We start from the raw sequence: 25,313 nt of genomic DNA on the forward strand, positions 1-25,313 counted from the left end.
GATTCCCAATTGAGGCAAAAAAACGCTAAAACAAGGTACGATAACATTGCTTACAAGAGAGGACTTTAATATAAGGGTGAATTCTCGTTATAGTGAACATCCATTATAGAGATACACCAAAAAAAATAAATTGAGGATATGTTATGAGTCAGGACAACAATAATTCAAACAATCATGCTACTGAACAAACCAATACTTATGTACCTCCAAAGGTTTGGGTACAAGACAAAGAAAATGGTGGTAAGTTTGCGAGCATCAATCGTCCAACGTCTGGCGCTCGCTATGACAAAGAGCTACCAGTAGGCGATGCTCCGTTACAACTATACTCGTTGAATACCCCCAATGGGGTAAAGGCAAATATATTATTGGAGGAGCTGGCAGAGATTGGTGTAAAAGGCGCTGAATATGATGCTTATAAGATTGATATCTCTAAAGGCGATCAGTTCGGCTCAGGGTTTGTGGCAATCAATCCCAACTCAAAGATTCCAGCCTTAGTCGATCACTCAGGCGGTGACGGCAGCGAGCCTATCGCAGTCTTTGAGTCAGGTGCGATTTTAATGTATTTGGCAGAAAAATTTGGTAAGTTTATTCCTGTATCAGCAGGTAAGGCGCGTGCAGATTGTTTGTCTTGGATCATGTGGCAAATGGGTAGCGCACCTTTCTTAGGTGGCGGTTTTGGTCATTTCTATGCTTATGCACCTGAGCCGTTAGAATACCCCATCAATCGCTATACGATGGAAGTAAAGCGTCAGCTTGATGTGCTTGACACGCATCTGAAAGACAATGAGTACATGTGCGGCAATAATGAAGACGATTACAACATTGCGGATATGATTATTTGGGCATGGTATGGTCAGCTGGTACTGGGTAAGCTTTATGAGGCCGCAGAATTCTTGCAAGTAGATGACTATAAACATGTGAAGCGTTGGGCACAAAAAATCGCCGAGCGCCCTGCGGTGCAACGTGCGGTTGATTTGGCATTAACGCCAATTGATTAAATAAATTGATCACTGATTGATCACTGCAATGTCACTAAGGCCGATAAGTATTCTACTTATCGGCCTTAGTGACATTTAATATATTATATTTAGGTATAAGCATATTATGATGATTATAAAATCGTATTTTTACGAAAAATTACATTATAATAACAAACAGAAACACTGGTGCGTTAAGATAGGTAAGTAATATTCTGACAGACAGATGTTTATCACCAGTTTATAAGTAAAAAATGATGTGAGCTAGGATGATCAAGTGGTTGTCTTTAATCCTTATTCATCGCTTAATTTTATCAAAAATTTTGGTATGGTTTTAAAAATATCAATTGATATATGCCAATAAATGCTTAAGGTCGTACTATATGACTTATTCTACAATCAAATCCAATATAATAAAAAAGATGGCTTCATTGGGGATAAAAAACCACAGGCTTACTCCTGTGGTCGTTGCCATGAGCGCAGCTTTGCTTAGTAATGCCACTATGGCGCATGCAGGTGTTGAGTTTGCCAACCAAGACTGGCAGGTTGCCTGCGACAACACCATGACTTGCAGGCTAGCAGGTTATCAAGCTGAGAATAATAGTGAGCTGCCTGTTTCTGTGTTACTTGTGCGCCGCGCAGGTGCGAATGCCAGCGTAGAGGGCAAAGTGAAGCTTGGAGGCGCTAAAGAAAGCTCATCCAAGGCACTCATGCAATTGGGTGATCGCCATCGTATTTCTTTGTTTATTAACGATAGAAACTATGGCGAAACCAAGACTTTTTCAACCACTGCAGGTAACGCTGAGTTGACTGAAACACAAGTAAGTGCATTATTAGATGCGTTAACCAAATCCAGCAAAATCGAGCTGGTACTGCGTAATTCACGTTGGCAGCTTTCTGATAAAGGTGCTAGCGCCGTTATGTTGAAGGCAGACGAAGTCCAAGGTCGAGTAGGGACGGCAAGCGCCTTTATTGATCGTGATGGTACGTCTAAACCCAATAGTAATGTAATCGCCCCGAAGGCTGCTCCAAAATTAAGCTTTGTAATGCCTAATCCCAAAGCGGTTTCTAACGACAATAAAAAATTTGGCATGCGCTCTTCTCAGCTAGCAGCCATTATGAAGGGTACAATAAAAGATGCGGATAGTGATTGCCCAAATCTATCAGATAAGTCGCTATGGCGTATCAATCGTTTGAATGGCTCGCAATTATTGGTACAGCATGAATGCTGGCGAGGAGCCTATAATGTCGGTACAGGCGTGTGGGTAATGAATGATAGTAAACCTTATAATCCGACCTTAGTCACTACTAGTGCCACCGGTTATGATGATGGCAAAATAACCTCAGTGCAAAGAGGGCGAGGTATCGGTGATTGTTTAGCCAAAAGTGATTGGATATGGACGGGCAAATCATTTGCAAAAAGTTATGAAAGTACCACTGGGCTATGTCGTTTGATTGAAGCTGGCGGTGCGTGGGAGTTACCCACCTACGTGACTGAAGTCAGAGCAGTTCAATGATAGTAACTGATAGACGTCCTAATAGCGTGTGGAAACGGCAATATGGCAACTGTTTCTACACTAATCAAAAAAACAGCTACAAATAATTTTTTAATGTGATATACTGCGTCGCCACGCAAGCTTAGGCTTTCGTGAATTATGAGATTGATAACATCGCCTGCGATTTTGGGTCTAGGATGACCATAAGTAATTGTTGCCGATGATTTTGTGTACTTAAATAACACTTTATATAAATAATCGTTATTTTTGACTCATATCTTATCTACTGACCTGTAAAGAGGGGTCAAATTGGTTGTTATATGCGGTTATCTGCTTTGGACAAAGCATCAATAATACGTCTATATCAAACAAGGATGAGACACTCGGCACTACCACCAAAATACGTCAGACAGCACAAATGCATTTATTATCGAGGCTTTATTGGCTTCGTTTCTTATTATCGGCACTTTTATGTGCTGCGATGATAGGTTAATAAAAGCTGCGTGATGAACGGTTATCAGTGGTATGCATCAAGATTGCTGAATTTACAGCAACTTATACTTACCAAGGATTCTCATGACTGATATCTTATCTACAATCGCTGCTGAAAACGGCATCATCGAAAGCAACAATACTACTGCAAATACTGACACTAATACTCAAGCGGCTACTACTGACGCTGCTGAAGAAAATAAAGTCACCTTTACCGATCTTGGCATTGCCAAACCAATTCTTACGGCCCTTGATCGCAGTGGTTACACCAACCCAACTCCTATTCAAGAACAAGCCATTCCTTTTGCTCTAGAAGGTCGTGACCTATTGTTGTCAGCGCAAACAGGTAGTGGTAAAACGGCGGCATTCGTCATCCCAGTACTTGATCGTTTGAGCCGTGCAACCAGCTTTGACAAACTAACCAAAGCCCTTATCCTAACGCCAACGCGTGAACTTGCTCAGCAAGTACATGATAGCGTCCGTACGTATTCTAAAGACATGCGCGGTCTATTTTGTGTACCACTTGTTGGCGGCGCACCATACAACGGTCAGATCACGGCTTTGAAAAAAGGCGTTCAAGTAATCGTTGCGACGCCTGGTCGTTTGCTTGACCATATCAATGCAGGCCGTGTTGATCTATCAAACCTAGAAGTATTGGTACTTGACGAAGCTGACCGTATGCTAGACATGGGTTTTGCTGATGACATCAGTGATATCCTTCGTGCAGCGCCAATCGATCGTCAAACGATCATGTGTTCAGCAACTTGGGATGGCCCAGTCGGTAAAATCGCTGCCAGCTTCACTAAGAACCCTGAGCGTGTATCAATCAAAGTAGAATCTGCACACATCGAAGAAAAAGTGTACTACTGTGATGATTTTGATCATAAGAACCGTTTGCTTGACAAAATTGTTTGCCAACAAGATATGGAACAGATCATTATCTTTGCTGCCACCAAACGTAGCACTGAAAAACTGGCTAAACAGCTACAAGAAGCGGGCCATAAAGCCAGCTTCCTACATGGCGATTTGCCACAAAGCAAGCGTAACCGTATCGTTCAAGACTTGCGTAACGGTAAAGTTAAAATCCTAGTAGCGACTGACGTTGCGGCTCGTGGTTTAGACATACCAGCAATTTCACACGTTATTAACTATGACTTGCCACGTCAGACTGAAGATTACGTCCATCGTATCGGTCGTTGTGGCCGTGCTGGTCGTACTGGTATCGCAATCAGCCTATGTAGCATGGATGATCGTCCACAGTTGAACGCTATCAACCGTTATTTAGATCGCAAAATGGAAGTCTGTGTTATCGAAGGTATGGAGCCTAAGAAAACATACGTGCCTAGCGAAAACAAAGGTAATGGTCGTGGCCGTGGTCGCGGACGCTCTAACGGCGGTGGTCAAGGCCGTGGTCGCTCGAGCGGTGGCTATGCGGGCAAATCTAGTGGTGGCGGTCAAGGCCGTGGTCGTTCAAGCGACAGCGCAGCAACCAGCCAACGCGCCAGCAATGACAGCGGTTATCAAGGCAAACCACGTGACACGTCTGGTAAGCCGAATGAGCGTTCAGGTGGCAAGCCTTATCAAGGTAAGCGTACTGGTGGCCCAAGCCGCGGTGATAGCACTGGCGTTCCACGTGGTGAGCGTGCAGCAACTGGTCGCGGTCGTCCAAGTGGCAGCCAAGGTCGCCCAGCAGGTCGTTCTGATAGCCGTGGTCAAGGTCGTCCAAACGGCGGCAACCGTGGTAAAAACTCGTAATAATACGATTATTTATGGTTAACGAAGGCTTTTATAAAAGCGACTAAGTTAACGGTAAAGCTAATAAAAAAAGCCAGATACGTGTTATCTGGCTTTTTTGTGTCTACTCATCCGTGTGAGATCAACTATTTTGAGTGGCAAGTACAAGATAGTGGCTTGCGCGTTTTTTTTGCCTTGTCTATACTGGCAGGCTTTTATCGTATGCTTTGGAGCTATTTGATGCCCGCTTTCTCAGATTTAGCAATTGATAGCCTGCCATTAGCGTTTGGTATCATTATGGCAATCATTGGCCTAGTATTTTATACCCAAGGCTTACCCGGCAAGTTTTGGCGACGATTTTATGCGGTATTACCAGGTATTGTTCTGTGCTGTTTTATACCCGCCACATTAAACAGCTTAGGGGTGTTCGCTGACGGAGTTGGTTCGCAGATTTATGGCTTCACAGCCACTTATCTGTTGCCTGCAAGTTTATTATTAATGACTCTATCAATGGATGTGCCTAAAATCCTTGGCTTGGGCTGGAAAGCCATTGCGATGTTCTTTGCCGCCAGTATCGCCATTATTATCAGTGGTCCTATTAGTTTAGGAATCGCCAAATGGGTGTCACCTGACATGTTTGTCGATGATACGTTATGGCGCGGATTTTCCGCTGTGGCAGGCAGTTGGATTGGCGGCGCCGCCAACCAAGCGGCGATGAAGGAGCTGTTTGGCGTCAGCGATGATTTGTTTGGCATGATGATCTTGGTCGATGCGACCAATGCCTCATTGTGGCTACTCGCAATCTTAGTCATGGCGAAACATAGCGAAAAAATAGACCGCTTTTTAAAAGCAGATACCAGCAGTATTGATAAAGTCATTACAGCTGTCGAAAGTTATGAGCGTGACCATGCGCGGCCTGCTACTTTGAATGATTTGATGGTGATGTTTGGATTATGCTTTGCCATGGTTGGAGTCGCGCATTTTGTTGGTGGACAAGTTGCTGACTTTTTTGCCCCATACAAATGGGCAGTGCAATATAGTTTTGCCAGCTCGTTCTTTTGGATGGTGGTGATTATTACCTTAATCGGCGTTATCTTTTCTTTTACCAAAATCCGACGTCTTGACCACGTGGGCGCGTCCAAAATGGGTACCGTATTTATCTTCGTGTTGATTGCCGCCATTGGTATGCAGATTAATTTGGCGGGTATTGTCTCGCAGTGGCGTCTGTTGCTCATCGGCTTTTTATGGATGAGTATCCATGTTGTGATTATCTTTGCTGTCGCAAGGCTTATCCGTGCGCCATTTTTCTTTTTGGCGGTTGGTTCTAATGCTAATACGGGCGGCGCATCGTCGGCACCGATCGTCGCGACGGCTTTTCATCCGTCGCTTGCACCTGTTGGGGTGTTTTTGGGTATTCTTGGTTATGCGGTAGGGACGTTTGGTGGTTATATCAGTACCCAAATGATGCGGTTGGTTGTGGGGTAGCACTGACGTTATCATACTTACAACGACAGTCTCTCCTTTACCAATCAAAGAACCTGCATGAATGCAGGTTCTTTGTTATTTATGAGTGAGTAGATTAAGTTATCGTTTTGTCTGTCTATGCTGCTAATACGTAAGCTCTATCAACTCATCACATGTGCCCGTGTTAATATTTCTGCCAATTATAAAAATAACCACACATTCGGTAGGAACAATAGCGCCATGGCGAACTCCAAAATTTTAGAAGAAAAATCAGATAAGACCATCCCTGCGAAACACATTCTCCATCACTCCAATCAGGATAGCATCCAAATCAGAGGCGCGCGCGTTCATAACCTAAAAAACGTCGATGTGGATTTACCGCGTGATGCACTGGTGGTCTTTACAGGCATATCAGGCTCGGGGAAATCCTCCTTGGCATTTGGGACCTTATTTGCTGAGTCACAACGTCGCTATCTTGATTCGGTCTCGCCTTATGCCAGACGGCTTATTGATCAGGTTGATGAACCCGATGTTGATACCATCGAGGGGTTACCACCAGCGGTGGCATTACAGCAGCAGCGCGGCACACCCTCGGTACGCTCATCTGTCGGTAGTGTCACCACAATATCCAATGGTCTGCGCATGTTGTATTCCCGAGCCGGAGAGTACCCAGCCGCCCAAGAGCTGCTCTATGCCGATGCGTTTTCTCCCAATACGCCAGATGGTGCTTGCCCGAGATGTTCGGGGATTGGCCGTGTGTTCGAGGTCACTGAAGAGCTGCTTGTACCAGATAATACCAAGACCATTCGCGAACGCGCAATTGCCGCATGGCCACCCGCATGGCAAGGTCAAAACCTGAGTCGTATATTAACAACGCTGGGTTATGATATCGATAAGCCTTGGCACACCCTGCCAAAAGAGACCCGCGATTGGATTTTGTTTACGGATGAGACACCAACAGTACCCGTTTATCCTGAATACAATATTGAGCAGACACGTGAGGCCATCGAAAAAGGCGAGAAGCCAAACTACATGGGCACGTTTACCAGTGCTAAGAATTTTATCTTACATTCCTTTGCCACCACTCAAAGTCCGCGCACCAAAAAACGCGTCTCACAATTTATGCAGATATCTGAGTGTCCAGAATGTCATGGCAAAAAATTAAAAAAAGAATCGCTGTCCGTCAAGTTTGCTGGATTGGACATTGGTGAGCTGTCGCAGCTCACATTGACGGATATGGCCATCAAACTTGAGAAAACAGCACACACCAAAGTGGCTGATGACACACCAAACCGTGAAAAAGCCATCGTTGCCCAGCGTATTTCCAGTGATATTCTTTCTCGTATTGAGGCACTAACAAGGCTTGGTCTGGGCTATCTGTCGCTTGAGCGTACCACGCCAACGCTATCGCCTGGCGAGCTCCAACGATTGCGATTAGCGACCCAAATTCGCTCACAGCTTTTTAGCGTGGTTTATGTGCTAGATGAGCCATCCGCAGGGCTGCATCCAGCCGATACGCAAGCGCTGCTAGGAGCACTAGATGAGCTCATCGCGTCTGGTAATTCAGTGTTTGTCGTTGAGCATGACGTGAGTGTCATTCGGCATGCCGATTGGATAGTCGATGTCGGGCCACAAGCTGGCACGCATGGTGGCGAGATTGTTTATAGTGGGCCGGTAAATGGCCTGCGTGATGTTGCACAGTCGCATACGGGGCGCTACCTTTTTGCTGATACAACCTCTAACGCTCAGTCTAAATCTGATACCAGAGAGCCAACAGCATGGCTTAAGCTTGCAAATATTGAGCGTAACAACATCACAGGTTTAGACGTTGCGTTTCCACTTGGGGTGATGACGAGTGTCACTGGGGTATCAGGCTCAGGTAAGTCGAGCCTCGTCAGCCAAGCGTTGGTTGAGCTTGTCAGTGAAGCACTGGGACAAAAAACGGTTACAGAAGCCCCTGTAGGTGAGGCAGATTTGCTTGAGCAAGAGCTTGAATCGGCAACAGGCGGCGAAATCAAAGCTGGCATGGCGCATATCCGTCGTCTTATCAATATTAATCAAAAAGCAATCGGACGTACCCCGCGCTCAAACCTAGCAACTTATACAGGATTGTTCGATGACGTACGTAAGCTATTTTCCGCCACCAAGCACGCAAAGGCACATGGCTATGGCGCTGGACGTTTCTCATTTAATACAACAAAAGGCCGCTGTCCAAATTGTGAAGGTTTGGGTTTTGTCAGTGTAGAGCTGCTATTTTTACCAAGCGTTTATGCACCTTGTCAGGTATGTCATGGACAGCGCTATGATAAAGAAACACTTGCCATCACGTATCGAGATAAAAATATCGCTGAGGTACTGGACTTAACTGTAGAGGCGGCTTATGAGTTTTTTGTTGATGAAACGCCTATCTTGCGGGCATTGGATGCGCTCTTACAAGTTGGGCTTGGCTACTTACGTTTGGGTCAGCCAGCCACGGAGCTATCAGGCGGGGAGGCACAGCGCATCAAGCTTGCCACTGAATTGCAACGTATACAGCGAGGCGATACCTTATACATATTAGATGAACCTACCACTGGTCTACATCCCGCTGATGTGTCCATGCTAATGACGCAGTTAAATGATCTCGTCGATGCTGGCAACACGGTCATCATGGTTGAGCATGATATGCAAGTGGCCAGCAATAGCGATTGGATTATTGATATGGGGCCAGGGGCTGGTGATGCGGGCGGGCTAATTGTCGCTCAGGGCACGCCAAGTGACGTTACCCAATCAGAAGACAGTCGTACCGCCCCATTTTTATTGGTGTAATGAATATTCTTTGAACAAGCTTTGATAGTGCGAAAAATCTAACCCCAATAATCGTTCGGACATTCAGGCAATTCAATCAAGGTATTGCGCAGGGCTGCTGACCACTGGCGACTGATGGTCTTAAAATACTCATCGTCTTCTTCGATACGGCGGCCTTTTGGTAGCATGAGACTGTCATTTTCATAAATCACAAAATCAATGGGCATGCCGACAGACAAGTTAGAGTGTAGCGTTGAGTCAAAAGACAACATCAACGCTTGAGCTGCATGATTGACGTTGGTGTCATATCTGACCGAACGATCCAGAATCGGCTTACCATACTTGCTCTCACCCAACTGAAAAAATGGCGTGTCTCTTGTGGCTCTAATACAGTTGCCTTCAGGGTAGATCATATATAGCTCAGGCGGCTGGCCCTTTATTTGACCGCCCAATAAAAATGAGCTGGTAAACGTGCGACTATTGTTATCATTGGCCACTCGTTGCGCGTTTGCCATGACGTTACGCATACATTCGCCAACCATTTGCGCCCCATCGAACAGCGATGGGACAGTGTTTAAGCTACCCTCTGCACGTGAGTTAATATCGCTTTGAAGTTTATTAAACACAGCCTGTGAGGTCGCCAAACTACCCGCAGTTTGCAGTATCATGAAACGCTCGCCTTCAACGCCGTATTGGTACAGTTTTCTAAAGGTTGAGATGTGATCAACCCCTGCATTGGTGCGAGTATCACTGGCAAAAATCATCCCTTCTTTGAGACGAATGGCAGCACAATAAGTCATAACGGATCCTTTGAAGACAATCGTAAAAAATACTTCATGATAATCTTGAAACCAGTACCTGACTGTAAAGATTTTCGTAACCACCGCCCATTCTCACACCGCGTACAGGCGCTGCATCTAGGTAATCTCGACCAATGGCAACATACACATGAGAGCTTGGCTGGAACAACTGGTTTGAGATATCAAAGGTGTACCAGTAGCCATCTAGCCACACCTCTGCCCATGCATGACTGGCCATATGATTCTCAGTGTCATCATAGAGATAGCCTGATACATAGCGCGCTGGAATCTGCTGATCTCGTAAGCATCCTAAAAAGATATGGGTATGGTCTTGGCACACGCCAGCGCCAATATCAAAAGCTTCGGCAGCCGTTGTGCCGACATGAGTGATATTTTTGATATAAGGGACTTTTGTGAGTAGCTCAGCTGCCATCACCTTTAAATTGTCATGGGTCAGCGTTTTTAAATAAGGGGCCGCAAACGCCCGCATGTTGTCCGAGCACGCTGTCAAAGGGCTTTGTACGGTAAATAACAGATAGGGGACATGGTCCATATCCTCTAATCGCTCTGTACTCGTGTTAATCTCAACAATACCCGACGCCTGCATTTGTAGATTGTTGTGCGCCTCATTACGGCTAAGCGTCAGCCAATCGTTGCCAAACCCATCTTTTTGACTGGTGGCGACCTTGGGTAGCATGACGTTCCACTGATGAATGACTTGATGCGGCAGCTGCATGGGCGTCATGCGAATATATTGCACACTTCGATGGGCCAACTCATCGTAGTAATAGTTGGTTTGGTGACTGATTTGAAGTTTCATGGTATGTTCCTCATAGTCTTTTCTTATTATTTCGTACTTAATGCTTTGTCATTAAGTGATGAGGCATTAGACCCCTTGCTGCAATATCGTGTTACATTCTTGACTCAAGAGCTGAAAGTCACTGAGCTGTTGCGACTTGATCATCTGATTGGTTAGACGAATCAGCTCACGCCAGCGTGTGTTTTCTGGCAGTTTATTGATCCAGTGCTTGAATTCAAGGCTGATATTAACTGAGTCTTCATTGAGAAATACCGTACGCTCCAGTTGTTCAAAATGCCGGCCCAATTGCCAAAAGCATGTCACGATAGGGTGCTCTTGCGCCATGGCAGCATTACAGGCGTGTAGTTGTAACGTCGCCGCTCGGTACGTGCCCGCGCTCGACAGTCGTTTAATCAGGTTGTATAGCTCAGCGGTATCTTTACCAATGACACCCTTGGCTTCTTGTACATTGGTCTCAATAGATTGAACAATATTGGGTATTTTGTCTTGCTCCAAGTCACTCAGCATCTGAGTTTTCATCGACTTTAGCGGCTGATTTGGATCAACGTTGAAACCCAAATGATTAATCAGGTGCTGCAATTGTGTTTTTTTAATATTGCCTTTTACCAACTGTTTGATAATGTTGTCATAATAATACAGGCGCTCACTGTAGCGACCGAGCCACACCAAATGATTGGCAGTAGATAACAGCAATATCATTGGTGCATTGTCAGGATTCTCGTAGCCTGCTTCAAGCGGCTGCACAGGATCATGATAATGTGAATGACTTGCTGTGATGGCCTCTAACGACTGTTTATCCAGTTGGTTGTCTGGTTTTTTGATGATTTGCCTAGATGATGATGTCAAGTTGCTGTCATCAATAATCCACGTGTCTTTGATGCCGCCGCCTTGCGACGAATTGACTACCAAAGAGCCTTCAACCATGGCCACTCGCGTTAATCCGCCAGGTACAATATCTACAGAGCCATCACCATGACTGAGAATAAAGGGACGCAAGTCGATATGACGCGGTGCAATCCCGTCACTGACCGCAGTAGGGTTGGTGGAGAGTGAAATTGTGGGCTGAGCGATAAATCCAGCCGGATTGTCTAAAAGACGCTGACGGTAATCACTGATTTCTTGCTTGGTAGAGGTGGGGCCAATAAGCATGCCATAGCCACCAGAACCTTGGGTTTCTTTGACAACCAGCTTATCCAAATTATCCAGTACGTATTTGAGTTCATCAGGTTTACGGCACTGGTATGTCTCGATATTAGGTAGGATAGGCTCTTCGCCCAAATAAAACTTAATCATATCTGGTACAAAAGGATACAAGCTCTTGTCATCGGCCACACCTGTCCCTGGAGCGTTGACAATGACCACGTTGCCTGCGCGGTAGGCACTCATCAATCCTGACACACCCAAAATAGAATCTGAACGAAACGCCAGTGGATCAATATAAGGATCGTCAATGCGGCGATAAATAATATCGACCTGTACTTTGCCACGAATGCCTTGCATGTAGACCTTGCTGTCTTCGACAATCAAATCATAGCCATGTACGAGCGGGACATTCATTTCGTGCGCCAAAAAAGCATGCTCATAATAAGCACTGTTAAAACGTCCTGGCGTTAAGATGGCTATCTGTGGATCGTATTTGCTGGTTGAGCTGGCAAGACAAGATTTTAGGCGCTGCGGATAGTCACTAACGCCCAAAATAGAGCTTTGGGAAAATTGATCAGACAATAGTGTCTCGGATATCTTTCGGCTCTCAAGCATATACGAGACCCCAGATGGGGTACGTAGATTGTCCTCTAATACACAAAACCGACCTGACTCATCTCGAATAAGATCAATACCGCTGATATGTGAGTAGATGGGCTTATCCAGCTCAATGCCTATCATCCATGGCTCGTAGCAACCACTGGCATAGACGTAGCTGGCAGGTACAATACCAGCTTTCATAATCGCTTGGTCATGATAAATGTCATGCAAAAATGCATTGAGAGCCGTAATACGCTGCTTACAGCCTGCTTCTATTTGACGCCACTCACTGGCAGCAATGATACGCGGAATGATATCAAAGGGGATCATGCGCTCGATGTTTTTCGCATCGCTATAGACCGTAAAGGTCACCCCTTTACGATAAAATATATCGGCAGCTTGCTCGTTAAGGTGATTCAACGCATCAATACTGGTGCTGTCCAGCCAATTGCCGACAGAACTTGCTACCAATCGATACTGTCCTTTGCCGTTTTGCAACTCATCAAAACTTTGCGGTTTTTTCGGTATGCTTTTTGGGGGTTTGTCCGCAGAGCTGGTGGTTTGACTCTGAAGCTGAGATGACTTTTGATTCATAAATACCTCACGTATCCTTGGTAAAGTTATACTTTATGATGAATACACTGTTTGTGCTAAACAGCAGAGCGCTTGTATGACGCCCAACAGGTAGTCTATCTCCTGTATAAACTATACAACGGATACTGAGCAATATACAACAAGAGTTAAATAATAGGTTTTGAGTAATATCAGCCTAATTCTGATAAATTTAACTCAATTTGTATAAAAAAGAGGAAAAGAGTAGACATGAGGATATGTGGTAAGTTTTTGGTGCTGGCTAGTATGGGATTGGCAGGTATGATGAATATGAGTGGTTGTAGTGACGACTCCCAGCAAAACAGCTTGCCAGCTGGTAGCACAGTAATTGCGCTTGGGGACTCGCTGACTTACGGTTATGGTGCGAGTCTAGATGCAGCTTATCCAACGGTACTTGCCAATTTGAGTCAGTGGAAGGTGATAAATGCAGGCGTCAATGGCGATACCTCCGCCGATGTGCTGGCTCGTGTCGATGACATTACTGCTCAAAATCCTGACTTGGTACTGCTGGGAGTGGGCGGCAATGATGTATTACGTCGTATTCCCTCTGAGACCACGCGCGCCAATATTAATACCACTATTAAAACATTGCAGTCTGAGAATATCGAGGTTGTTCTCATTGCTGAGCCATACTTTAGCACCAGTGCGCTGTTTGGTAAGGCCAGTGACAATCCGATATACGAAGAGATTGCTGACGCGAAAAAGTTACCGTTATATTCAGGTGGTTGGTCTGCGGTATTGTCGGATAATACGCTAAAATCTGATCGCATTCACGCCAATGCTGCAGGCTATCGGCAGTTTGCAGAAGGGCTGCATGATTATTTACAAGAAGAAGGGGTGGCACCATAATCTCTGGTCTAAATAATCTTTTGACTAAACAGTATCTTGACCAAAATAGGGATAAGCAAAACGGATTTTTGGTTTTATTGCCTATCCCTATGAATGATCTTAATTTTTCTAAAAGACCACGTCAGATTTTGTCTGGCTTCTCGTCTTAGACAGCTTACCTTGGTCTTGTAACGCCTCAATTTTTTCTAAGTACTGTTGTCCCAATTCAGGCTCTGCTGAGGCAATCCAAGCAGCATATCCTGATAAGGTGTCAAGGGTTTCGCCATCCCGTAAAGACTGTCCTGAATCCAGATTGTGAAGAGCCGCCCGTAGCATACGCTTTATTTTACGTGGTACACGTGGCACACCTTCGCCATTGACCACCATACCAGTGACCGTATGCTGATTACCCATACGAATGACGCGCGTCTTATCATCATTCAAGATAAAGCCTTCTTCTCGCAAAATCTTATGTACAGAACCCAATAGCTGCCCAATGAGTTGATTATGATCAGACGGCTGAGCAGCATTCTCGGTGCTGGTGGAATTGGCTGGTAAGCTAAACGTCAAGTCATCGGCGTAGCGGCTATAGCGCAGACCTACTTTATCCGCCAGTCCTGTCAGGCGGCGGTCAAGGTTGATACAGACAATGTTGGTCAAAGCAGGACTGGTTGGTGCGCCTTGTGGTAAGGCTCTATCACTGAGCGCCACGTAATACGTTTTGCCATTTTGCTGCACCATCTGTCTTGGCGATTCTGTACACAATAAAGCCAATAAGGTGGCTATTTGCTCAGGATAGCCTGCGTGACGAAACACGCCTTTGACGCGCCGCCAATGCACACTAGGAAAAAAATCTTTGACATCCAGCTTGATGAGCAGGGCGCTATTACTGTGTACCGCTGCATTGGTGACAATGGATTTACCACGAACAAAGCCATGAGCGGCGCCATGCGTCGTTAGATTGTTTAGAATGTTCTCCAAAATCCAGCGCTGGACAAATTTGAGCCGAGGAATAGGCGACCATATCTGCCGAGGCGTGCCGTTACGTTTATTGATCGTAAAATGCGTGTAGGGGATATTGGTTGCCACCTCTCTTTGATAGCAAAGCCCTTTTAGCTGCGGCACGCTCAGATTGACAGCGTCTGCCAACTGCGTATGTTTGTTAATGAGTGGGAGTTTATTTTCAATAAGACGATTGCTGGCGTCTTTGATATCCCATTTGTCTATACTGGTGTCATCTGACCAATAAATGTGGCGACCCAAATAGACAATATGCTGTGCTTTGTAAGCTTGCCATGCCATTTTTTTAAAGTTCTTTTCTTCAGCTGCTTCTTTTTTAAGCGCTTTTTTATAGCGTTCGCGCTCTTTTGGCGTCATGTTATCGATGGGCTTGCGCTCGACCATAAACCCGTGCTGTATCATTTGCTGCTGGATATACTGATAACGCCCACCAGCGTCTTCAATGTTTTGCCACAGTTGTTGCCATTGACGCTCAGATGAGGTCATAGTCTGAACGGAGCTAATGTAATCGGTTTGCTGATTGTTTGGTGCGGTCATGGGTTATACCCCTTTATTTTCGATAAAGCCTTTGGCTTCAAATCTGGCAATGTGTTGTAAAAATGCGGCATGAGCGTCGGCAGGTTGATTGAATACGAACTGCTGACGCGTACTGTCATCATCGATGACCTGCTCAATCAACAATTTTTTGTGGTCACAAGTCAAATACACGTAGCGGACAGTATGCGCCGTAGGGTTATTTGACGACGGCTTTGCGTGTGTGTCATCTGATGGCAAGCCTTGAGCAAGAGTCGATAAATCTAAGATATTACTGGTGGGCAATATTGATTGAGCAGTCTCTTTAGTAAATGACGGTTTTGCTTTATTTTTTGGTTGAACCTTAGGGACCCGTTTGCTAAGGGTGCGCGTGTCATGCCAGCTGTTTGTCTGCGTGTGGTCGTATCGATGGTAGCTTAAGCGTAAGGCGATAAGATGCGCGCAGATGCCTTGGCTAAGACGGTGCTGCAAATACTGCGGACAGCTGCACACGGCGCGACTGACCAAGCCATCTTCGCCCAATTGCAACTGACTTTGATAAGTGTGGCGATCTTCTTTGACATGAATATCGGCGCTGATGGATACGCCTTGCGTCGCTATTGTCTGCACGCTTAGATTTTGTACGCTATCCTTACGACCAACTAAGTCAAATGCCTGTTTTTCTGCCTCACTATGATGCGAAAATTGCGCCATATCGAGTGGCGTCTGCGTCAATGGACGATAATAATAAGACTGGTTGGCCGTGTCATAACGAATCAATCCCTGCTGAGCACCTGATAATAACTGCTGGCGTACATAACTAGCTGTCAGTAAATTATCTGATGTACGTAGCGCGGATAAACGCTCGGTTAAGACATCGATATGGCTTGGTTGCTCTGCAAGCGCTTGTATCAGCGGTAACACATCATCGTTATGGCTTTCATCCTTTAGTGCGTTTTGCTGCGGGCGCGTGGGTAATAGCAAATCAAAATTTAGAGATTGCGACCAGTTTGCTTGGCTAAAGCCTGTCATGGCAAAGGTAAAATGAAAGCCTTTACCCGTAAGCGTCCAGTAGCTTGGCATGCCTTGTCCAAGGAGCGACACACTGACGGTGTCGGTATGCGGCAACAAGCGCTTTAATAAGCTTAGGCGGCGACGACCCCACAAGCGAATGAGCTTGGCTTTTTGTCCTTGATAGGGCGTTTGCTGGCGACTGACTTGGCTGGTGACGGCAATATCAAATGGCTCTAAAATAATCACTGGTAACTGCTGCGGTATCAGCTCAATCAATAAACCGCGGCGCTTACCTTTGATGTCGGCATGCATACGCAGCTCAAATAAAACGTTGTATAACGCAATAGGATCAAGATCAATGCGTTCGTGTGCCAGCTGACCTGCTGACTGCACTTGCAACAATGCGCGTATCCAACTCTTAGGCACATTGATACGTTTTTCGATGACTTCATGTTTATTATCATCGTTTACCGTAGCATCCATTTCGGACTCAGCATTGTCTGTCGACGCTAATAAGTCTGAACGCTGTAGACGTACTGCTTCTTGACCAATATCTAAGGTGGTTGTTTGATGATCACGGATTTGCTCAATACCATCAAATAAGGCGCTACTGTAATCAATACTGGTGGTGCCAAGCACTGGCGCTGCGTCCGTTTCAAACAAATCATGCTGCAAGGTCAATTGCGCATAGCAGCCTTCATCACGGCTAAATACCTCAAAACTGACACCTGTTTGGTGCACTTGAATGATAGGGTCAAGAAGACAGAAGGCCAAAGGATCATTGTCAAACAGCCATGTGAAGTAATCACGCTGGGCAGAGAATAAGTTCTTATGACGACTGGCGCGGCGCATTTGCATAAAAACGGCATAGGCGGCGCGGTCTTTTGGCACGTAGCGGTAGTCGCTGCTGACCACGTCAAATAAGGCAAGTAAGCTATCTCGAAACACCAGTGGATCTTTTACCGTGCCATGAAAGCTGACGGCATCACGTTCTAATTGTGTGAACAGCGCCACATGTCGGCTGTGGGTGGATTGTTGATCTACCGATAAGCAGACATGACTTGGCGCAGCATAATTTAGCGCCATTATCAGGCCATCATTGGTCTTGTCATTGCCTGCTGGCGTGTCATCTTGACTGATTGCTGAGGCGTCTTGCTCAATTGGGTTGTCTACTTGATTATTGGTCATGATGCTGTCCTTCGCCCTGATTTTGTTGCGTATCTGCGGCCTTTAAATGAGTTGCCTTCATCACCTGTAAGTTAGGCGCTTGCGGGCGTTTTTGCTGAACGCGCGTCATATTGCGTTGCCAGCGACGCAAAACTTTGTAAGCCAGTTTTTGAATATCAGAATTAACCTCAGCAGATGCTTGAATTAAAGCATCCAGCCACGTGCCAATATTGGGGTCATGCAACTGTCCGAGTGCTTCGATGGCGCGTATTCGTATGGCAGTTTCAGCGTGATGATTCTGTGCGCAGTGATATAGCGCAGCAGCGTCTTTAGCCTTTATTGCAGCCAGTAACTGCTCATTTAGGTCTGTTTGAGGCGTTACGTTGAGTACCTCCGTATCATCACTACGTTGTGAAAACAAACCCACCAACCGTGACAACGCACCCGCTTCATTTACTTTGTTTACTTGAGCATCTTGCACACTCAAGCGCTCGAGTAGGGTGGACAATAGCGCGTTATCGTCTGTAGCTAATTGCACGGTTTGATCATGGGCAATGCCGGTCAGAGTTGGTATTAGCTCAGTCAGCAAATGATCGTCGCTCGCCTGCCGTGCCAGTAGCCCTAATAAGGCTTGCTGCCAATAGTGGCTGACCGCAGTAGCAAGCGCGGTCACGCTACTAATAACAGGTGAGGCTAGCTGCGCTGCTAACCATATAAACACGGCTTTATCAGGTGTAGTATAGCGACAAGTGATCCACAATAGATGGGTGATAGTATTTGCTACTTGCCGTACCTCGGTCAGCCATGAATCATCCTGCCGCATTGCTGGACGCGCTATGAGGCTATCAAGTAGTGCTTGCCATTGCTGCTGAGCGTTGACTAGGTGTTGCTTGCAGTCAATCTGCATCTGCGTATCAAGATACTGATTAGGGTACTGAGTGATATATCGTAGGCCTATGTGCTGTATCTGCGCATCCGGATTGTCCATCAAACTACGAAGCTGCGGATGGCTCATATCTGGTTTTGCCAATAGCGCATTTTGTAATACGGTATATGTCTGTGCGGGTAGTTGATGAATATGCTCAGTGATGAAAGGCGCCAGCGTATCAATGCTGCTATACGTTACGATACGTTTGAGACTCAGCGTTGCTAATATCGCAAAGTCCTCATTTGGGTTTTGTATTGCCGCCCAATCGTATATATAGATATGATCAGCATGGCTGCCCCATAGGTTTTGTGCCGCTGTATAAGCGGTTTCTAGTATCGCTGTCTGCTCGCTGTATTGTTTGAGAATATCTAGTAGCAGTGTTTTATTTGCCTCACTATCATGATGTGACAATAAAGAGATGGCGTGCTGCTGCGGTGCAAACAGTAATTGCTGATGCAGCTGGCGCTGTATGTGACTACGGATTTGCGCCCAAGCGGCATTTGTATTCAACCAGCGCAGCCCATTTAACCAGTGAGTAATAGCTGGGTTATAAGGCTGTAACTCAGGGTCTGATAACTGCGATGTCAGTAAGTCAAAAATCTGAGCGCTATATTCAAAGTGACCACCTTGCGCGATATGCCCCAACGCTTCAGAGGCCACGTCTTGCAAGTAATGCTCATCATCTTCTGCCAGTTTGATCAACTTATCATAAGCTTTGTATAGTGCATTTGTCATGTCCGTGGTTTGGACAGCAGAGGACTGTATCGACTTGTCGGCAGGTTGAGGTTCAACCTGCATCATCTCCCCGATGGCAAGGACACTACGGCGACGAATATCACCATCCGTATGATAATCAATACTTGCCATTAACGTGCTCAAGCCCTCACTATTACCGCAAAGTGCCAAACCTTCCGCGGCCAAAAATGGTATGTGCGCGTCTTTGTTCGATAGCGCTTTTTTGAGTATGTTTTTTAGGGTATCTGCATTATTTTTGCATTTTTTTGCACGGTAAGCGATGGCTTCAATCAGGTTTTGAGTATATTTGGCAGGTAACTGCTCATAAGCCAAAGCCAAGGCTTTATCAATACGCGTAGCAATATCTTCTTTGTCGGTGCTATGGTGTTTACCAATGATATCTTTAATAATAGTAGTGTTTGGCTCGCAGACAGCAGGTATCCAAGCCAGTGATTTTAACAGCTGGGCGGCATGGGCGTAGTCGGCATAGCGAAGGAGTAAAACAAATAAAGACAGTAGCCCTGCAGGATCTCTTGGATACTGCTGTTGTAGCCAGCGCAAATCCTTATCCTCACCCAAGTAATCAGAAATAGGTTGGTCGTAGCCGCTTATCATCACAAGCGTATCAAACAGCTGCTGGCGCTCTTGATGTGAGTGAGAAGCTGGATGTTCGAACAGTTTTTGTAAGCGGTGGCGTAAAGGCGCTGCCATATACTTATCACGAAGCGCGCCAATATTTCGATACAAGTCAGCATTTGATAGCTTGAGTGTTGAATTATCTAGTAAGTCCAATAGCTTGTTGTAGGCTGTCTGAGCCACTTGCTCAACACTCTTTTTATCAAGTTCTTTATTAATATCGTTATTGTGCGCGGCGGCTTGCACGCGCTGGCAAGATTGCAATACTTGAGTAATAAGAGACAAAATTTGACCTTGCTCATATTTGTTTGTACTGTCGAGCAAAAAGGCAAACAGCTCGTCAATAAGCTTTGTATTGTTAAACGCAGTATCGGTAAACAAGACCTCGTCAAACTCTATAAGCTGCATAAAGGTCTGATAACGTGCCTGCCAGTCATGACAATGGCGCGCTTGTAATAAAAAAGTCAGCTTGTCTTGGCGCAATGCTTGCTCTGATAACACCTGATCAGAGGTATCTAGTGTGGTTGCCGTCGTAATGGTCGAATTGGAAGCGCGAGTTGTGATTTGACGCCACTCACTGACCAACTGGCGCAAGAGCGGTAAGCTCTCGGTATGCAGTGCCATTAGGCTTGCTGGTAGATGCCCCACGCGCGCTTTTAATAGCTGATAAGTCTCTTCTGCCAATAGCTGATGATTGGTGAGTAGTAGGCTTCTGAGCTGTTTATCAATAAGGGCAGCGTCATCTTTGCTCTCAATCAGACACTGCAAACCGCGCTTGACCATATCACGATACGGCGTACTCATTGCATACTCAGCCAGCTTTGACGCCAGAACAGGTAGCTGGGTTAGGCAATCCCATGCCAGCTCGCGCGTCTCAATATGAGGACGATGCAGTAGAGGCAACAGCGCACGACTGACACTATCCGCCCAGTCGATAGCTTTAGATGGATTGCTATCGGCTGATGCTTTGGTCAGCCACATTAGCCCGCGAATTGCTTGCTCGGTGCTGCTATTGTCATTGTCGCTTTCACGAATCACACCAAGCCACGCGCCAAACGCAAGTGTCTGGTAGCTATGATCGGTGTCAATTCTGCGTAAACCTTGCTGACTGGCATCATCAGTAACAGGTACACTGTGGTGACGCTGAAGTAAGGCCTCGATACTGCGTCGCCATGATTGTATGGCAGTAACTACTTGTGCCACATCGTCATAAGGTTGCTGCGTCAGTAGATGGGATAAATGACCCAATACTGCTACCGCTTGCGCACGTATCAAAGGGTGCTCATGCTGGGTCAAGTGTGCAAAGTGCTGCAAGTCTGCGACATCCACAGTACTAAGGATATTGGCGCGTGCGTCAGTCGTGCTAAGCGCGTTTGTGCCACTTGTCTCTGATAACAGTGTTAGCGTCTTTGGGTGGGCAGACAAAATGCTGTCAATCTTCTGCGAGAGGTATTTACTGAGGTATTGCCAATTAGATATTAAAGGCAGGTCAAAGCGTGCCAATACATGTGCATAAACAACAGCGGTCTCATTGTCTGCAAAGCTAAGCGCCTCAATCAAGCGCTCAGGTCGCATGAGCGGTAGTGCTAATGGTGACGCCAAGGCATTAAATATGAGCAATAATCTAGCTGCTGGTGCATAAGATTGCGTATCGAATAACTCGCGCAGTTGCTGTGCCTGCGTAATACCCAAACCTGCGCGCGCTTGTAGCCACTGAATAGGGCCAATAGGCTCGACAAGATGGCGCAAGCTACCTTGGTTGTTATCGTTGGTACGAGCACTGTTGCTCGATGTGTTGCTAAAAAAATGCTGGCCGCGACTGTCGCCCCAAACTGCCAAAGCCAAACTGGCTGATTGACGAATAATAGGTCGCTCGTCTTTTTGCCATGTGCCTAACACATCAGCCACTTCGGCATCTTGTGCAGGCGCAACGTACATAAGCTTTGGGGCAAGCGCTTTAAAATCTGCATCTGGATGATGTAGGTAACGCGCATACCAATCTAAAGCGTGATATTTTTGTGGATCAGAGAGCGTTGCTAAGCCCGTTAGTGCTTCTGTGATATGGTGATGCCACTGCTTATAATCCTCATTATTTTTCTTATCAATGACGACTACAGGCATTTCTTTATTTAGATACTGCTCAAAGACTGCGTAAGCACTGGCTTCATACTGCGTTTTTAGCGGTTCAGGGTAATCACGAGATTGACGTGCCAGCAATTTGGCAACGGTCAGTTGAATATCAGGATAAGGACTACTTAGCCCTGCGCTGAATAATGCCTCATGATCGATTGGACTGGTATCATTGTCATTTTTACGACTACTGTTATGGTTTGGACTGAACGAAATGCCCATATCAGTGGCCGCCAAAGCGACCTCTAATGCTTGCTGGCGTAAGTCCATACTATCATCGGCTAACAAAGCGATTAAGGCAGGCATCAAGTCACGCAGATGCTGGGTGCTGGCTTTGGTTTGCAAATGGCTGAGCGCCAAACGTTTGATATCGAGATAAGGGCTCGCCAGTGCGGTCAACATCAGCTCGGTAAATCCGAGGCGCTTGCTATTTTTAAGTGCTGTATCAAACGCTTGCTTACGGATATTGGCAAAGTTATCTGCAAATAGCAAAGTCAAAACGGCTTGATAGGTGTCTGTAGTACTGTCTTGCGTCGTAGCTGATTTTGACGCGCTTTTTAGTAATAACCGCTGCCATTCTTCTAGTGCCACTTGATGCACATCCTCAAATAGACTGTGCTGTAGCTGCTCAATCATATTGATAATGGCGGTTTTGGACGCGCGTTCAAGCGCTCGATTGAGCAGCACTTTGACCACTTCAAGGCGAATACTGGTGAAAGGGTTATTAAGTGCTTGCGCTAGTATTGTGCTCATGCTTGATGAGTCAGCAGATACTTTTTTGTCATTGAGCACTTGTGTCAGCAATATCGCAAGCGCGCGCTCATGAATGTCTTGATGCTTTGATGCAAAACCAAACGCCACCCAAGAAAGATCATCACTGACAAGCTTACCTAACGCGCTCATGGCCACTTGACGCACGCTTGCGTCAGGATCATCAAGCAAGATGGGCAAAATGGCTTTACCATCGACTAACTGTAGATATCCCAAAGCAGCAGCGACGCCTGCACGAATGAACGCATCATTCTTGTGATGCATAAACCGTATCAAGGTGCCAAATGCGCGCTCATCTTGCAAGCAGGCAAGGGCATAGGCGGCACGAAACCCGATGTCTTCGTAGCGATTACTCAAGTTTTGTAATAAAGGCTCAAGGCTTGAGTTATTTAGTATGGGGCTTTTATCTGTTGCTCGTTCTGGTGTGGACGTTTGTGCTGCTGATGCAGCAAAATCCTGCGTATTCAATACAAGGTTGATGGCAGCGCTGTCCTCTTCGGTGCCCTGAGTAGTACGCCCAATCGCATTTTTATTTTGTTGATCAAAACGTTTGCCTATCTTGATAGTTACTAGCTCATCATGATCGGACGTACGCTTATCCGCTTTTACGTTATCAAAGATTGTACCGCGCAGTAAGCGAAAATCATCAAAGTCGGTCAATGTGCGTAGTAACTGAGCGTCATCCAGAGCATGCGCTTGCTGTTTTAAAGCAGTGATGAGCTCAGGCTGCGCCAGTAAAGCGGCATAAAAGGCAGTTTGTCTGACGTCGGCTTGATGATGGCTTTGTAGTAGCATCAGCTGGCGCGATACTTCTGGGTTATCCAATAAGCCACGCTGATAGAGTCGAATCAGACCTGCTTGAATAATGTCAGGGTAGCGACTGTCCAAAGCCATAAAATCTGCTTTTGGACTGATATCTGGCAGTAAATGCTCAAGCGATGCCAACGCTTGCCGGCGAATGGGCAGCATAGAATGTGACAGCGCTTGTTGCAAAATCGGCAATACACGAGGCTGTTTGTCCGCGTCTTGAACGGCGATTTTTAGATAGCTTTGTAGTGCGGCGCTAATGACGTCTTCGTTGGCGCATCCAAGAGCATATTCTAAATAAGCAGGTAGTACGTGAGGACTTGCCGTATGAGTGGCAGCGATAGCCAGACCCTCAAACGCTGCAAGGCGGACACTACTACTGCGCGGTGAGTTGAGCTGCTCCTCGAGTATCGCTAAGCGCGTCTCAAGCGTTGTGCCAGCGAGCCACTGTACTAATTGTAAAGCGCGACTGGCGCTCAAACTATTACTACGATCTGCTAAAAGGCGTCCAACCAGCTTGATCGTTTGCTGATCCGCTTGTGATTCAAGCAGTGCCAAGCCCTCTAAAAACGCTACTTCACTGTTATTGCTATGGTCAGTGAGTAGCTGCTGAACGCGATGATATCCATCCTCGATGACAGTGGCAACCGTTAGGAGCTTACTGTTTTGTGTCTCATCAATCGGCAAAAAACGCAGGCTTTGATCCGTGCCAACTACCAGTAGTGCAGGTTTTTCTGCATAGCTTGAATAGACCAGTCGCTGCGTTTTACTAAGGTCTTCCTTGCAGGTGTTTGGCTGACCTTTATCAAACGCCCATGATTTAATACTGTTGTCATCGGCACTAGTAAATAGGCGCGTATCTGAGACACAAAGCGCAGTGATCATTTGACTGTGCTGGCTTGATTTGGCTCTATCTATCGCTTGTAGTTCACCTTGTACATGAGTGCGATAAAGTTGCTTGTCTGTACCTGCTGAAAAAAAGTAATGACCAATAGGCTCAAAGCACAGGGCATTGACGCGGCCTTGATGTAATGGCTTATGGCTACTTTGAATCAGCTGAGCGCCAGTATCATCATTACTTAGCCATTGATAGCTACTGACGTTACCGAGATTATCGCCTATTACGAGCCACTTACCATCACTGGATGTCGCAAGCGAAGTGGCTTTTTGAGATTTACTATCTGCATAAGGTTGCACGATAATCTGATTGGCGATTGTCTGCACTAATGGGCTTAAAGAATCATTACTAGCAAATGGACAGACGACGATGTCATTGGGATATAACACAAGGACAGCTTGATGCAGCGTGGTCATCGCAATTGCTTGCGGGCTGCTATTCGTTGATAAGGATTTGGTGACAAACTCAGTGTCTGTATTAGTCTCTGTATTTTCAGTGCTATTCTGAGCCTCAATCATGCTTGCAAATAATGACTCTTGACTGATTTTATGGATTATCTCTCCTTGCCAGTCGGTCTGATATAAGTGCCCATCACAGCCGAGCAATATAATAGTGTCATCAGTTATCGTGGTAATGGCATCCATCGCACAGGGTAATGCAGTGGTTGATAAGCTTATTTGCTCACCGATATTATCGAGTCGATACAAGTCTGCATGGCTGCTTTCAGCACCTAGCGGCTGTCGAGTGATGAATAAACTGCGACTCTGTGCGACTGGTAGCGCTGCTGATTTTGTGGTTTTTTGCGGTGTATACTCAGGAGTGAATGGTCTGCTGACCAAACCTATAATCTGACCCCAATAGGGCAATACAATTGTTTTCATGATCTAATCTCAGTTGAAATGGCGTCGTGTGATGTGCTCATTTTTCTTATTTTTTCGCTA

General features: G+C 46.0%; 11 protein-coding genes and 2 pseudogenes. 6 read left to right on the forward strand and 7 right to left on the reverse strand.

Annotation, left to right across the window (positions count from 1 at the left end):
- Positions 1-143 precede the first annotated feature (143 nt).
- The 5 genes from yghU to CZ794_RS05475 all read left to right on the forward strand — a co-directional run bounded on the left by yghU (position 144) and on the right by CZ794_RS05475 (position 8,971).
- Positions 144-998: a glutathione-dependent disulfide-bond oxidoreductase gene (gene yghU / locus CZ794_RS05455; RefSeq protein WP_087040649.1), complete on the forward strand. Its 855-nt coding sequence runs from the start codon at positions 144-146 to the stop codon at positions 996-998.
- Positions 999-1,450: 452 nt separating this feature from the next.
- Positions 1,451-2,494 carry a DUF1176 domain-containing protein gene (locus tag CZ794_RS05460; protein WP_256958873.1) on the forward strand — a complete coding sequence of 348 codons (1,044 nt, stop codon included), beginning with the start codon at positions 1,451-1,453 and terminating at the stop codon, positions 2,492-2,494.
- A gap of 555 nt (positions 2,495-3,049) precedes the next feature.
- Positions 3,050-4,720 carry a DEAD/DEAH box helicase gene (locus tag CZ794_RS05465; RefSeq protein ID WP_087040651.1) on the forward strand — a complete coding sequence of 557 codons (1,671 nt, stop codon included), beginning with the start codon at positions 3,050-3,052 and terminating at the stop codon, positions 4,718-4,720.
- Between the two features lie 219 nt (positions 4,721-4,939).
- The gene (locus tag CZ794_RS05470; RefSeq protein WP_087040692.1) at positions 4,940-6,184 is read left to right on the forward strand and encodes a DUF819 domain-containing protein; all 1,245 of its coding nucleotides are present in this window, start codon (positions 4,940-4,942) and stop codon (positions 6,182-6,184) included.
- A gap of 219 nt (positions 6,185-6,403) precedes the next feature.
- Entirely contained in the window at positions 6,404-8,971 is a 2,568-nt protein-coding gene (locus CZ794_RS05475; RefSeq protein WP_087040652.1) for an excinuclease ABC subunit UvrA, read from the forward strand.
- Positions 8,972-9,009: 38 nt separating this feature from the next.
- Here the strand turns inward: CZ794_RS05475 and CZ794_RS05480 are convergent, their stop codons facing one another.
- From CZ794_RS05480 to CZ794_RS05490, 3 genes are all read right to left on the reverse strand, one after another.
- Positions 9,010-9,750, reverse strand: coding sequence for a peptidase (locus CZ794_RS05480; RefSeq protein WP_087040653.1), 741 nt, complete (start codon positions 9,748-9,750; stop codon positions 9,010-9,012).
- Positions 9,751-9,784: 34 nt separating this feature from the next.
- Entirely contained in the window at positions 9,785-10,570 is a 786-nt protein-coding gene (locus CZ794_RS05485; protein ID WP_087040654.1) for a transglutaminase family protein, read from the reverse strand.
- A 66-nt stretch (positions 10,571-10,636) separates the two neighbouring features.
- On the reverse strand, positions 10,637-12,907 hold the full coding sequence (locus tag CZ794_RS05490; RefSeq protein WP_087040655.1) for a circularly permuted type 2 ATP-grasp protein: 2,271 nt from the start codon (positions 12,905-12,907) through the stop codon (positions 10,637-10,639).
- Between the two features lie 228 nt (positions 12,908-13,135).
- Between CZ794_RS05490 and CZ794_RS05495 the strand changes: the two genes are divergently transcribed.
- The gene (locus tag CZ794_RS05495) at positions 13,136-13,774 is read left to right on the forward strand and encodes a GDSL-type esterase/lipase family protein (protein WP_087040656.1); all 639 of its coding nucleotides are present in this window, start codon (positions 13,136-13,138) and stop codon (positions 13,772-13,774) included.
- Between the two features lie 108 nt (positions 13,775-13,882).
- Here the strand turns inward: CZ794_RS05495 and CZ794_RS05500 are convergent, their stop codons facing one another.
- The 4 genes and pseudogenes from CZ794_RS05500 to CZ794_RS14270 all read right to left on the reverse strand — a co-directional run.
- Positions 13,883-15,310, reverse strand: a complete 1,428-nt coding sequence (locus CZ794_RS05500; protein ID WP_218778306.1) for a reverse transcriptase family protein — start codon at positions 15,308-15,310, stop codon at positions 13,883-13,885.
- 3 nt (positions 15,311-15,313) lie between these two features.
- Complete coding sequence (locus tag CZ794_RS05505) at positions 15,314-17,488, reverse strand: hypothetical protein (RefSeq protein ID WP_087040657.1); 2,175 nt, start codon at positions 17,486-17,488, stop codon at positions 15,314-15,316.
- Positions 17,489-17,831: 343 nt separating this feature from the next.
- Positions 17,832-17,948: pseudogene (locus CZ794_RS14265) on the reverse strand (hypothetical protein); the annotation flags it as partial.
- A gap of 4,848 nt (positions 17,949-22,796) precedes the next feature.
- Positions 22,797-25,253, reverse strand: a pseudogene (locus CZ794_RS14270) (hypothetical protein); the annotation flags it as partial.
- Between the last annotated feature and the right edge of the window lie 60 nt (positions 25,254-25,313).

Source organism: Psychrobacter sp. JB385 (genome assembly GCF_900163785.1).
Lineage (GTDB): Bacteria > Pseudomonadota > Gammaproteobacteria > Pseudomonadales > Moraxellaceae > Psychrobacter.

Excerpts from the sequence above, each read along its gene's own strand:
- CZ794_RS05485 (WP_087040654.1), bottom strand. The coding sequence starts at position 10,570 with ATGAAACTTCAAATCAGTCACCAAACCAACTATTACTACGATGAGTTG.
- CZ794_RS05470 (WP_087040692.1), top strand. The coding sequence starts at position 4,940 with ATGCCCGCTTTCTCAGATTTAGCAATTGATAGCCTGCCATTAGCGTTT.
- CZ794_RS05465 (WP_087040651.1), top strand. The coding sequence starts at position 3,050 with ATGACTGATATCTTATCTACAATCGCTGCTGAAAACGGCATCATCGAA.
- CZ794_RS05460 (WP_256958873.1), top strand. The coding sequence starts at position 1,451 with ATGAGCGCAGCTTTGCTTAGTAATGCCACTATGGCGCATGCAGGTGTT.
- CZ794_RS05500 (WP_218778306.1), bottom strand. The coding sequence starts at position 15,310 with ATGACCGCACCAAACAATCAGCAAACCGATTACATTAGCTCCGTTCAG.
- CZ794_RS05495 (WP_087040656.1), top strand. The coding sequence starts at position 13,136 with ATGAGGATATGTGGTAAGTTTTTGGTGCTGGCTAGTATGGGATTGGCA.
- yghU (WP_087040649.1), top strand. The coding sequence starts at position 144 with ATGAGTCAGGACAACAATAATTCAAACAATCATGCTACTGAACAAACC.
- CZ794_RS05505 (WP_087040657.1), bottom strand. The coding sequence starts at position 17,488 with ATGACCAATAATCAAGTAGACAACCCAATTGAGCAAGACGCCTCAGCA.
- CZ794_RS05475 (WP_087040652.1), top strand. The coding sequence starts at position 6,404 with ATGGCGAACTCCAAAATTTTAGAAGAAAAATCAGATAAGACCATCCCT.
- CZ794_RS05480 (WP_087040653.1), bottom strand. The coding sequence starts at position 9,750 with ATGACTTATTGTGCTGCCATTCGTCTCAAAGAAGGGATGATTTTTGCC.
- CZ794_RS05490 (WP_087040655.1), bottom strand. The coding sequence starts at position 12,907 with ATGAATCAAAAGTCATCTCAGCTTCAGAGTCAAACCACCAGCTCTGCG.